We start from the raw sequence: 12901 nt of genomic DNA on the forward strand, positions 1-12901 counted from the left end.
TAATTGAGTTTTGTTTTGAGTTTTTTGAGTTACTATGTCTTTACATGCATGATCCAAAGGTCAAAGGCATATTCCTTGTCTTTATTTTGGTTGTATAAGGTTTTAGCACTTTGCAAAGAGATATCCTGATTCAGATATACATAGCTATAATTGTTATTCGGGTTTACAAAATAATGTGCTTCGATGCCCATAGACCTCAATTGATCGATAAACCTCGATGCATTCTTATGCTCAGAAAAAACATTGGCTATCAGGTAATATCCATTTTTCATTTTATCATCCAGCATTTTCTGTAATGCCTGATGCCCTCTAAAGCCTTTAAATGTAATCGAATTAAGTCTTTCGATATTCTCTTTTGTACACTCCATCAAGCCGGCATTTGTCCACCGGTCCCTTGCCCCTCCGTATTGATTATTGCTGTTATCTATTTGCTGTCTTAACACCCAGGTTTTATCATTATACCGGCCATTCAAGCCATTTTCAGATGCCACGGATGCATCTGTCCAATTGCTATATTCATCTAAATAAACATAATGCAGGCCGTTTTTAGAAAATGACCTGGCATTCATACCCTTTGATTGCATCTGTTCTATAAAACGGGCTGAATTTTCGCGGTCTTTAAACACATTGGCAATCACCAGGTACTTGTTGTCTTTATTTGTCTTATTGTAAATAACCGGCTTGCTTTCGGTTTTTGTATAAGACCGTTTTTTTATGCCTGTTCCCGTTGATGGTATATTTGCCGGGTTCGTTTCTGCTACCAATGTTTCAGGTTGATCAGCAATATCAAGTTCTTCTTTTAATTCGGCTATTTGCTGTTGATATTGTGGATTTTTTTTCGCCTTTTCGGCTATTTGATCCATGTATTTTTCGACATACTGTCTTTTTCTATCCTTGTTCGCTATTATTTTTTTCTCCAGTGTCGTATCCCTGCTTCCAAGAATGGCATCGCGTTTCTTTTCTATCAAATCTGCTATAGCCGTTTCATCGCTTTTATACACGATAACGGTATCGTTTTCCACGACTATCGTATCTCCTTCTTCCAGCTCCTCGTTTTCAGCTAATGATGCCAGTTTTTCTTCCAGTAAAACATTATCTTCTTCTTCCTGTAATACCATGTTGTCTGTTAAATGAGGCTGGAAGGAATAGGCAAAATTAATTTCGTGGGTAGACCCGAAATTAGAGATCGGATTTTTTAATCCTTTTTCATATACGTAGCCAATTGAAATTCTTTTTGAGATATTAAAACCAACGCCTGCGCTCGCTCCATAGTAATCGTCATAACCCGTTTGAAACCAACCGACCGGCAGGTCTAAAATAAAGCTGGCAGATGGCGAAATATCATCATCTCCACGCATTCTGGCTCTGGCCAGGATGCTATATCGACCGTCTTTCATTAATCCGGTTCCGTTTGCAATTTCCCTGGTATACATTAAATGTCCGGAAAATGTCTTTTCATTGAATTCGGTTACGGACTCACCTGTATTCAGGTTGAAATCTACCAGGTTCTCGGCATAGATACCCACATCAAAATTTCCAATTGCCAAGTTGAATCCGGGCTGAACGGAGAGTAAGGAATTACCGTTAAGTTCCTGAATTATAGGATCGATATCGACCGTTTGCGCTTCGCTTCGATCGAAACCGCTATTGTAGTAAGATAAATTTACCCCCAGGTGCATATTTACATTTTCGCTTAGGCGCACACCATAGGTATAGTTTCCCATCAGGCCAAAATTAGAAATCACTCCAAATTTTTGATGGTACACACTCAAACCAAGTCCCGTCCGGTCGTTAATCCTTCCGGAATAACTCCCTAAATAGGTCTTATTGCTGTTATCCCACTCACTTCGGTGGAATAAGTTAAAATATGACTTGGTTTCTTTTACTGTTGAAAAAGTAGGATTGATTAAAAACCTGTTAAACTTCAACATATTTTGCGACGGTATATCGATAGAGATATACGGATCCTCTTCCTGTGCATTACTCAAATGCAAACCAATAAACACAAATACAATCGCGAGTAGGAGGGGGTGTCGCCTCATATTTTACTTTATTATTGTTATTGTTCCTTTTTTAATTGTTTCTCCGCTTTTAATGATCCTGTAATAATACACAGGATTTCTGCCTGAATACCTGATGGTACTTTCCGGCCAGTTATTCTGATAATTGGCGCGGGAAAAGATCAGATCTCCATTTGATGTATATATCTCAACTTTTACTTCCGGCTTGTTCAGGTATTCTGCTGGTATAGCCCAGGTATCATTTATTCCATCACCATTTGGGCTGATCACATTCGGAATAATTGTACTTTCCTCAAGTACTGCCTCCACCGTTTTAACGAGTTCGCAACTGCCAATTGTAGCAACCAAAGTATAAACCCCTTCTTCTGAAATCGTTATACCGGCTGTGGTGCCTATCACCTGATGTGCATCATCATACCATATATACGAATCTGCTCCACCGGCTATAATTTCTTCTGATTGTCCTTTTTGGAGGTATATAATTCCTTCTTTATTCAATGTAATCAGATCGGAGGTATACGGCTCGATCGTAAGTGGATCTGAGCTTACTTCGCATCCGCCGTTGTTTACTTTCAGCACATATGTCCCCGCCTTTAATGTTTTTAAGGTAGTTCCTGTTTCTTCCAAGAGGGTATTATCCAGGTACCAGCTATACGTATATTCGGGAGCTGTAACCGATGATGTAATGGTCAGCTGCTGAATATCTTCACATATATACGCTGCATCTGCCGTAATTTCAGGAGCGGGAACTCCAACTTTGATATCGAGAGTATTAGATTCTGCTACAAAAGACGCTAAAATCCCTTTTAAAAAATACGTTCCGTTTAAGGTGGAATTGTCGATAGTAATTTGTTGTGCCGTTGCACCTGTTACCCTGTTTCCATTCAGGTACCATTGAAACTGAAACTGGCTGATAATACTTTCGTCAACCGGAATAATATCGCCATTATTGGCTAAGGCATTCAACTCATTAATTTTCAATATAGTACTTGAAGATGAACATGCCGTATAATTATCCGCAACTATTGTTATTTCGAAATCTGACGGATCTGATACTGATACAGGGGTTGATTTTTTCGTGAAACCACAAGCTGATGTCTCCCTGACCGAAACAGCATAAGAACCAGGGTTATCAACAGTTAATATAGCTGAGGTTTCGCCAGAAATCTCAACGCCGTTTTTAAACCACTGGTATACCGGGTTTGATGCGGTAGTCGTCGCCTTGATGGTTTTTGTCTGCGAAGGCATTAAAACCACACTGCCGGCCGGCTCTGTCGCTACTTCAAAATCATTAATTGAGACTATGACCGAAGGAGATAAAGCCAAACATCCGGAACCGGGATCAACTTCAACATAGTATTCTCCGGCAGCATCACCATTACTGTCTGTGATCGTATAAGTATCAGAAGCCGTAGAAGCTACCAATGTCTCTCCTTTATACCAATTATAAGTAAAATTGTCATCCGCGGTAATATCGGTTGTAACCGTCCATGTGTAAGAGTCATTTGCACAAAGTTCGATATTGGGTTCTCCCGATAAGGTTACACTAAACTGATCGTTCTGGGAAACACTTATCAGGTTTGAGGCTGTGTCAATAGAGCAATAGAGGCCATAATCGACTTCTACAAAATAAAGACCCGGCTCCGTAACTTCGAGGTAAGCATTTTTCTCTCCGGGAATCAAGTTAAAATCCTTATACCAATTATAATGAGGCTCGTCAGGATAATTATTAACTTCTAACAGCTGAGGGCCATTACACAAAACGACATCGCTTCCATTGTTGAGTAATAATGGTGAATTAACCGTTCTGTAATAGGCGGCGAAACTTTTAGACACAGGACTGGTTCTGGCCGGATTTGTGCTACGTACCCTGATTTTATAATACTCACCATAGGTGTCTTCCGGGAAACCGAATGTAAACGTGAAACTTAAAGCGGTATTTTTATCAGAAAGGGTACTGAGGGTTGTCGGATTATCAAAATTTCCATTGGCATCTGATAGTTCGAGAATAAATTCGTTATCGTTCTCTACCAAAGGTATCTCCCATTCAAAATCTACTTCAAAAGCGTTGAAATTTACAGATGGACAAGGATTGGAAAAACCTAAAACCGGTTGTTTTAAAGTTTGGGCAATAGCAAACTGCGCGCTAAGGAGTAGCACCATAAGCATAATAGGATGAATAGCGTTGGGGTGTAACTTTCTATCCATAATTCGGTTAGGTTCAATTAGTTGCTAAAGTTCCTGAAACTCTGATAAAAGTGTTTGGGGTGACTCTTATCAGGCACAACAAGGCCTTTAACAAATCTAAAATAAGACTTTTTATTTAATTATTAATAAAAAGCTTACAATTTTCGATAAAAAAATCCGTTTCGCCCAGTTTTATATATTCGGTCTTTTTAAAAAATTGCCATTGATTACCTCGTGGATTTCACTAATTTTGCAATCTTAAATAAGCTGCAAAATGTCAGAAGAGAGATCATTAAATTTTATAGAACATATTATTGAAGACGACTTAAAAGCGGGGGTTAAAAAAGATCAACTTCGATTTCGTTTTCCACCGGAGCCTAATGGTTATTTACACATAGGGCATGCAAGCTCGATATGTTTGAACTTTGGCCTGGGGAATCGTTATAACGCTCCTGTTAATTTAAGGTTCGATGATACGAACCCGACCAAAGAAGAGCAGGAGTATGTAGATGCCATTAAGAGAGATGTGGAATGGCTTGGTTTTGAATGGGACAGGGAATGCTATGCTTCCGATTATTTTCAGCAATTATACGATTGGGCTGTAACCCTGATTAAAAAGGGAAAAGCTTATGTTGACAGTCAAAATTCTGAGACGATAGCCGAACAAAAAGGAAGCCCGACAAAGCCAGGTACACCAAGCCCTTACAGAGACCGATCGGTAGCGGAGAACCTCGAAATTTTTGAGGGAATGAAAAATGGTGAATTTGAAGAAGGTGCTCATGTATTAAGGGCTAAAATTGATATGAGTTCTACGAATATGCTCATGCGAGACCCGGTAATGTACCGTATTCTGAACAAAGCACACCACAGGACAGGAAACGACTGGCACATTTACCCAATGTACGACTGGGCTCATGGAGAAAGTGATTATATAGAGCAAGTGTCTCATTCATTGTGTACACTCGAATTTTTACCACACCGAGAATTGTACGACTGGTTTTTGGATCAGGTTTATGATAAAAATAAAGTGCGGTCAAAACAACGGGAATTTGCCAGAAGAAATTTAAGTCATACGGTTGTTAGCAAACGGAAACTTCTTCGTCTGGTTGAAGAAGGGGTTGTTTCGGGTTGGGATGATCCGAGAATGCCTACTATATCAGGCTTAAGAAGACGTGGATACACCCCGGATTCTATCAAAAAATTTGCAGATACGATTGGTATTGCCAAACGCGAAAACTTAATCGATGTTTCCTTACTTGAATTTTGTATCCGTGAAGATCTTAACAAAAAAGCCAATCGTGTAATGGCTGTTCTGGATCCGGTTAAGGTTATCATCACCAACTACCCTGAAGGAAAGGAAGAATGGCTTGATGCCGAAAACAATCCGGAAGAAGAAGTAATGACTTACAGAAAGGTGCCTTTTTCGCGTGAGATCTATATTGAAAGAGAAGATTTTAAAGAAGAGGCCAACCGTAAATTCTTCCGTTTAACCCTCGGGAAAGAGGTCCGCCTTAAAAATGCTTATATCATTAAAGGGGAAAGTGTTGTAAAGGACGAAAACGGAAACATTACCGAGATCTACTGTACCTATGATGAAGACAGCAGGAGTGGAAGTGGTACCGAAGCCAGTATGAGAAAAGTGAAAGGTACTTTACACTGGGTATCTGTTGCACATGCAAGGGAAGTCGAAGTAAGAATCTACGACAGGCTCTTTACGGATCCGGAACCTGATGGTCATGAAGACAAGGACTTTTTAGAATTCATCAATCCCGAATCGCTTAAAATCGTAAAAGGTTTTGCCGAACCCAGTTTGGCAGAAAGTAAACCGGGCGAACAATTTCAGTTTCAACGTCTGGGATATTTCTGTGTTGATAAAGATGCAACAGAAGAAAATATCGTTTTTAACAAAACAGTTGGTTTAAGGGACACCTGGGCAAAACTTCAAGATAAATAATATTTTTCCAGCATAAAAAAACCCGAAGTGATCGCTTCGGGTTTTTTTATTTAAAACTACATTCTGATAGTTAAAACTTATTATAGTTAATTTTTATAAAACACCTGTTTCGCTATCAGATTAAACTATAAAAAACGAGCTTAAGAAGCGTTCTTTTTTAAACGATCTTTTGTTGTTACACTGAAACCCTGGGCAACAAATAAAAAGTCGCTTAAAAGGCTTTATTTTCGTTTCTAGCTCTCAGAATCCCCGTCTTTCTTCTTTTGTTGTTTTTTCATCGCTTCTCCGATTTGATTACTGGCAACAAAGCTAGCCACCATATCATTTAACATATTACTGCCGGCCTGAGGAGAGTTTGGCAACAAAATCAAATTACTGTTTGTTTCTTCCCCGATTGCCTGCAATGTATCGTAATGTTGAGTAACCACAATCAGGGCAGAAGCTTCCTGCGAATTGATACCGACCCTGTTCAGTACCTCTACAGATTCTTCGAGTCCGCGCGCAATTTCCCTACGCTGATCGGCTATACCTTGTCCTTGCAGGCGTTTACTTTCAGCCTCGGCCTTTGCTTTTTCTACAATCAATATCCGCTGTGCATCTCCTTCGAACTGTGCAGCAATCTTTTCGCGTTCGGAAGCATTGATCCTGTTCATGGCCGATTTTACCTGAGCATCAGGATCTATATCTGTAACCAGTGTTTTAATAATATCGTATCCATAGTCGAGCATAGCTTCTTGTAGTTCCCGTTTTACGGCAATGGCAATGTCGTCTTTCTTTACAAATACGTCATCCAGTTTCATCTTGGGTACTTCTGCACGGACAACATCAAACACATAAGAGGTGATCTGGTCGTGTGGATATTCAAGCTTATAAAAAGCTTCGTATACTTTATCCTTAATAACTACATATTGTACCGAAACTTTAAGCTTAACAAATACATCATCGAGGGTTTTCGTTTCTACAATCACGTCTAATTGCTGAATCTTCAAACTCAGGCGCCCGGATTTACGGTCTACAATCGGAATCTTCATCTGTAGTCCTGAATTACGTATGCTCTGAAAGCGCCCAAATCTTTCAATTACTACCGCTGTTTGCTGTTTTACAATAAAAAAAGAGCTAAATAGAATTACCAACCCAAAAAATATAATGGGATACAATAAAAAGTCGAACATGGAAAATTAGGTTTATGAATTAATGAATGTGAATTTACAAAAAAAGAAAGTTCGAAAGAGGAGAAAATTACAGGGAATGAATAAACCTGGTAAAAATCAATTGAAGCGCTATCGGAAACCGGCCTTAATTTGCCGGCAATAGATTTCGATGGCGCTTCAACTGAGATCGTTAAATATCGTTATGAAAGATTGCTTACGGCGTTTTGAATTCGGCTAATTGTTTCGTCTTTGCCTATAAGTGCAGCAATATCAAAGACGTGCGGTCCTTTCATTTCGCCAACCAAAGACAAGCGGAAAGGCGGCATGACCTGTCCAAAGCCCAGTTCTTTTTCTGCAATCCATTCTTTTACTATCGTTTCTGTATTTGAAGAGGAAAATTCGTTTATACCCTCCAGCACATCTATCAGCTCGTTCATGATTGCGGAAGTATTATCCTTCCATTGTTTTTTAGCGGCTTTCGCATCGTATTCCCGAGGGGATTTAAAGAAATAACTGCCCAGATCCCAAAAATCTGCCACAAACGAAGCGCGCTCTTTTATCAAACGAACAACGTCAGTTACATAATTAAGTGTTAAAAGCGTATCTGGTTTCTCGACAGCACTTAAAATAGCAGCATCAGCTTCTATATGGTTTATAAAAAGCTTTGCAAGCGTCTCATTGTTTTTAAGTTGCAAGTATTGCTGGTTATACCATTTGATTTTTTCCGGATCGAAACGAGCTCCTGATTTATTGACACGCTTCAAATCAAAAGCATTTGTTAATTCATCTATACCGAACAATTCTTGTTCAGTACCGGGGTTCCAGCCAAGGAAAGCCAGGAAATTCATCAGCGCATCCGGAAAATATCCATCTTCCTTATACCCGCGTGAAACATCTGATGTCTTAGGGTCCGTCCATTGCATAGGAAATACAGGGAACCCTAATTTGTCGCCGTCCCTTTTACTAAGCTTTCCTTTACCAACCGGTTTTAAAATAAGCGGTAAATGTGCAAACTCCGGTGCATTCCACCCAAAAGCGCGATAAAGCAAAACGTGCAGTGCCAGTGATGGCAACCATTCTTCTCCACGAATTACATGTGTGATTTCCATTAAATGATCATCAACAATATTAGCGAGGTGGTAAGTAGGCATCCCATCACTTTTATACAACACCTTATCGTCTAAGAGATTCGAGTCGATCTTAATATCTCCCCTGATACTATCCTGTAAGTGAATAAATTCGCCTTCGGGTGATTTAAACCTGACCACATAATTCTCTCCGGCTTCAATCTTGGCATTTACCTCTTCTTCTGATAAAGAAAGGGAGTTACTCAAATTCATACGGTTGTGCCAGTTATATATAAAAGTCTTCCCTTCTGCTTCGCAATTCTTGCGTTGTTCATCTAATTCCCCAGCAGTATCAAAAGCATAATACGCCCAGCCGTTTTCAATAAGCTGATCGGCATATTGCCTGTACAAATTTTTTCGTTCACTCTGTCTGTACGGTCCAAAATCTCCTTCTTTTCCCGGGCCTTCGTCAAAAGGAATTCCGCACCAACTCAATGCGTCTATAATGTATTGTTCTGCTCCTTCAACATAACGATTCTGGTCGGTATCTTCGATACGAAGTACAAAATCACCACCATTTTTTTTAGCAAATAAATAGTTGAACAGAGCCGTACGAACACCACCTATATGCAGGGGACCTGTAGGACTCGGAGCAAACCGAACGCGTACTTTCTTAGTCATTTTCTTAAATTTTATGCAAAAGTATGAATTATTATAGTGGCAAAAGAAATCAGTTTTAACAATCTATTCTCTTGACTAATCTAACATAATTACGAATTAATTGTAACTTTATTAGTTATAATCAATGCTAATGAACAATTACGAACATATACAACATAAATTAAAGCAGTTTATTAAACGATACCATACTAATGAACTGATAAGAGGCGGGATATTATTTCTTTCGATATTCTTGCTTTACGGTCTTATTACCTTGTCGTTAGAACATTTCATATGGTTCAATGAATTTGGGAGAACCGTTTTATTTTGGTTGTTTGTTGCCGTTACCCTGTATTTGATTGTCCGCTTCCTGGGAATCCCGGTCATTAAACTATTAAGGCTGAATAAAGGTTTAGACGAAGAGGAAGCATCAAAAATTATTGGAAATTATTTCCCTGAAGTGGGAGATAAGCTTACGAACTTATTGCAGCTGTCAAAAAATAACACAAAATCTGATCTTCTCCTCGCCAGTATTGAACAGAAATCACTGGAAATCAACCCAATTCCTTTTCACCTAGCTGTAAATTTCAAACAAAATATAAAATATCTAAAGTATGTATTTATTCCATTATCTATTATTTTACTCGTTTGGATAAGTGGTAAAACACACTGGTTTTCAAATAGTTATAACAGAATTATTCACTACCAAACTGCCTATGAGCCGCCGGCACCTTTTAAGTTTTTAGTTCTTAATGATCGCTTAACTGCTATAGAGGACACACCATTTACACTGCAAGTGCAGGTTGCGGGGAATATAATTCCGGAAAATGTAAGCATACAGATAAAAGACGAAAACTATTATTTACAAAAGAAAAGCAACGGCTTGTATGAATACAAGATAAATCAGCCTAAAGACAACTTTGAATTTAGAATTTATGCTTCGGATGTGTATTCTTCAACCTATAAAGTAAATGTGATTAAAACTCCGAAAATAAATGATTTCAGCCTTCAGATAGATTATCCTTTATATACACATAAAAAAGATGAAGTTTTAAAAAGCACAGGGAATATGAATGTTCCTGAAGGAACTAAAATCAGATGGATTATTCATGCGAAAAACACAAATTCCATCCATTTTATCACCAAAGACACCATTGAGGATTTTATTTATGACAATCAGCTCTTTAAGCATGAAAAACTTATTTTCTCTGATATTAATTACAAACTAAGTACAAATAACGAGCAACTGAAAAACTATGAAGAATTAGGTTTCTCGGTTAAAATGATAAAAGACGAACATCCTAAAATAAGTATCAGGCAAGCTGTCGATTCGCTAAACAGTGAATTAGTATATTATATGGGACAGGTATCGGACGATTATGGTTTAAAGAAACTCGAACTTGTATATTACCCTGCAAACAATGAAAAGGATAAAAAGGTTCTGCCTATAGCTGTTCAAAAAACAACATTTGACCAGTTTTATTATTCGTTTCCAAATGGCATTGAACTTAAAGACGGACTCGTGTATTCCTACTTTTTCCGTATCACAGACAACGATCCTTACAGAGGGGGTAAAAGCACTAACAGTGACATATACAATTATAACAGGCTTACGCAGAGCGAAAGAGAAGAGCATCAGTTAGAACAACAAAAAAACAGTATTGACAATCTGGACAAATCGGTTCAATCAACCGAAGTTCAAAAACAGGAACTAAACAAAATGCTTCAGTTGAACAAGGAAAAAAACCAATTGAATTATTCGGATAGAAAGAAGCTGGAAAACTTTATTCAACGTCAAAAACAACAAGACGAACTCATGAAAAAGTTTTCAAAGAATCTCGAAGAAAATCTCGATGCATTTGAGAAAAGCGAAACAAATGAATTATTGAAGGAACGGTTGGAAAGACAACAAAAAGAGCTGGAAAAAAATGAAAAACTGATGGAAGAAATCGAAAAGCTTTCTGAAAAAATACAAAAAGACCAACTTTCTAAGAGACTTGAAGAACTTTCAAAAAACAACACAAACAACAAACGGAATTTAGAACAGCTATTGGAACTTACCAAGCGCTATTATATCGCTGCCAAAGCAGAAAAGCTTAGCAACGATCTGAAAAACTTAGCTAAAAATCAAGAAGATTTGATTAAAGAAAACAATGATAGTATTGCTAAGAATAACCAACAAAAAATTAAAGAAGATTTTCAGAATACAAAAAATCAATTAGACGAATTACAAAAAGAAAATGAAGAATTAAAGGATCCGTTTAAACTGGAACGCGACAAACAGCTGGAACAAGATGCTGACAAAGAAATAAACAAGGCCCAAGAATCATTAGATCAGCAAAACAATGAGAAAGCCAAACAATCACAAAAAAACGCTTCTCAAAAAATGCAAAAAATGGCCAATAAGCTCTCTATGTCTATGCAAGCGGGCAGCACTGAATCCCTGAACGAGGATATAGAAATGCTCAGGCAAATTCTGGATAATTTATTGCAATTTTCTTTAGATCAGGAAAATTTGATGGATCATTTCTATAATATTGACGACAATAATCCAAACATTGCTCAATACATTAAAAAACAAAATGATTTAAAGGCGCTGTTCAAACATGTAGATGACAGTCTTTTTGCACTTTCACTAAGGCAGCCAAAAATGACTGAGGTCATTAACAAAAACATTACCGATGTATATTACAATATCGATAAAAGTCTGGAAGCTTTTGCAGAAACAAATTATTATATCGGGGTTTCCAATCAGCAATACGCTATCACAGCTACTAATGAATTATCAGATCTTTTGAGTGAGATTCTAGACAACCTTCAACAATCCATGTCGCAGAGCTCCGGAAACGGAAAAGGCTCAGGGCAGGAAATGCAACTACCCGATATAATTCAATCGCAAGAGCAAATAAATCAACAAATGCAAAAGGGCATGAAGCAACAGCAAGAAGGCAAAGAAGGTGAAAAAGGTAAAGAAGGGGAGGTAAACGGAAAACAAAACAGTTCAGAACTGAACGAACAAATGAGCGAAGAATTATTTAATTTATTTCAACAACAGCAACAATTACGTCAGGTACTGGAGAAACAGTTGTCAAACAAAATTGGCAAAGGGAACCCTCAGCAAAAAGAAAGGTTATTGAAGGAAATGGAGCGTATCGAAAACGATCTTATAGAAAAAGGTTTTAATAACGAAACATTACAACGAATGCTACAATTAAAGCATCAGTTATTAAAGTTAGACAACGCAGCTTTTGAACAAGGTCGGAAAGATGAGCGCAAAAGCGAAACAAACATCAAGAATTTCACCAATAACATTCAAAACCAAACTCCTGACATACAACAATATTTTAATCAGGTTGAAATTTTAAACAGACAAACCTTACCTTTGCGGCAAATTTACAAACGTAAGGTTCAACAGTATTTTAAGAACGATGATTAATTTTCATTACGAAACAACATTTCAATTAGATCAACCAGCGTTGTACCAGGCATGGATAGAACAATGCATTAAGTCTGAAGAATGTCAAACAGGAGAACTAAATTATATTTTTTGCGACGATGATTATCTTCATAAAATAAATGTTAAATACTTGGATCACGATACCTTAACCGATATTATCAGTTTCGATTATACAGAGGGTAACGTGATAGGAGGAGATATTTTTATATCTGTCGAAAGGGTCAAAGACAATTCAGCGGAATTAGACATTCCTTTCGGAGATGAGTTAAAAAGAGTTATGATTCACGGCGTGCTTCATTACTGTGGTTATCCGGACAAGACCAAAGAAGAAAAAACATTGATGCGTCAAAAAGAAGATGAAAAAATATCAATGTTCCACGTGAAACACTCTTAATTAAATAACA

General features: G+C 37.8%; 7 protein-coding genes. 3 read left to right on the forward strand and 4 right to left on the reverse strand.

Going from position 1 to position 12901, the window contains the following annotated elements:
* Positions 1 to 32: 32 nt before the first annotated feature.
* Together MQE36_RS05040 and MQE36_RS05045 are read right to left on the reverse strand one after the other, a co-directional pair.
* Entirely contained in the window at positions 33 to 2042 is a 2010-nt protein-coding gene (locus tag MQE36_RS05040) for a PorP/SprF family type IX secretion system membrane protein (RefSeq protein ID WP_242938083.1), read from the reverse strand.
* Positions 2043 to 2045: 3 nt separating this feature from the next.
* Positions 2046 to 4229: a T9SS type B sorting domain-containing protein gene (locus MQE36_RS05045; RefSeq protein ID WP_242938084.1), complete on the reverse strand. Its 2184-nt coding sequence runs from the start codon at positions 4227 to 4229 to the stop codon at positions 2046 to 2048.
* A 253-nt stretch (positions 4230 to 4482) separates the two neighbouring features.
* Between MQE36_RS05045 and MQE36_RS05050 the strand changes: the two genes are divergently transcribed.
* Positions 4483 to 6162, forward strand: a complete 1680-nt coding sequence (locus MQE36_RS05050) for a glutamine--tRNA ligase/YqeY domain fusion protein (RefSeq protein WP_242938085.1) — start codon at positions 4483 to 4485, stop codon at positions 6160 to 6162.
* A 233-nt stretch (positions 6163 to 6395) separates the two neighbouring features.
* Here MQE36_RS05050 and MQE36_RS05055 read toward each other — a convergent pair whose 3' ends face one another.
* Together MQE36_RS05055 and gltX are read right to left on the reverse strand one after the other, a co-directional pair.
* On the reverse strand, positions 6396 to 7334 hold the full coding sequence (locus tag MQE36_RS05055; RefSeq protein ID WP_242938086.1) for an SPFH domain-containing protein: 939 nt from the start codon (positions 7332 to 7334) through the stop codon (positions 6396 to 6398).
* Between the two features lie 179 nt (positions 7335 to 7513).
* On the reverse strand, positions 7514 to 9061 hold the full coding sequence (gltX, locus tag MQE36_RS05060) for a glutamate--tRNA ligase (protein ID WP_242938087.1): 1548 nt from the start codon (positions 9059 to 9061) through the stop codon (positions 7514 to 7516).
* A 130-nt stretch (positions 9062 to 9191) separates the two neighbouring features.
* Here gltX and MQE36_RS05065 point away from each other — a divergent pair, with 130 nt between their 5' ends.
* Together MQE36_RS05065 and ybeY are read left to right on the forward strand one after the other, a co-directional pair.
* Positions 9192 to 12476 carry a coiled-coil domain-containing protein gene (locus MQE36_RS05065; protein WP_242938088.1) on the forward strand — a complete coding sequence of 1095 codons (3285 nt, stop codon included), beginning with the start codon at positions 9192 to 9194 and terminating at the stop codon, positions 12474 to 12476.
* On the forward strand, positions 12469 to 12891 hold the full coding sequence (gene ybeY, locus MQE36_RS05070; RefSeq protein ID WP_242938089.1) for an rRNA maturation RNase YbeY: 423 nt from the start codon (positions 12469 to 12471) through the stop codon (positions 12889 to 12891). The genes MQE36_RS05065 and ybeY overlap by 8 nt, the downstream gene beginning before the upstream one ends.
* Positions 12892 to 12901 lie beyond the last annotated feature (10 nt).

Source organism: Zhouia spongiae, from assembly GCF_022760175.1.
GTDB classification, from domain to species: domain Bacteria; phylum Bacteroidota; class Bacteroidia; order Flavobacteriales; family Flavobacteriaceae; genus Zhouia; species Zhouia spongiae.

Excerpts from the sequence above, each read along its gene's own strand:
- MQE36_RS05065 (WP_242938088.1), top strand. The coding sequence starts at position 9,192 with ATGAACAATTACGAACATATACAACATAAATTAAAGCAGTTTATTAAA.
- MQE36_RS05050 (WP_242938085.1), top strand. The coding sequence starts at position 4,483 with ATGTCAGAAGAGAGATCATTAAATTTTATAGAACATATTATTGAAGAC.
- ybeY (WP_242938089.1), top strand. The coding sequence starts at position 12,469 with ATGATTAATTTTCATTACGAAACAACATTTCAATTAGATCAACCAGCG.
- MQE36_RS05045 (WP_242938084.1), bottom strand. The coding sequence starts at position 4,229 with ATGGATAGAAAGTTACACCCCAACGCTATTCATCCTATTATGCTTATG.
- gltX (WP_242938087.1), bottom strand. The coding sequence starts at position 9,061 with ATGACTAAGAAAGTACGCGTTCGGTTTGCTCCGAGTCCTACAGGTCCC.
- MQE36_RS05040 (WP_242938083.1), bottom strand. The coding sequence starts at position 2,042 with ATGAGGCGACACCCCCTCCTACTCGCGATTGTATTTGTGTTTATTGGT.
- MQE36_RS05055 (WP_242938086.1), bottom strand. The coding sequence starts at position 7,334 with ATGTTCGACTTTTTATTGTATCCCATTATATTTTTTGGGTTGGTAATT.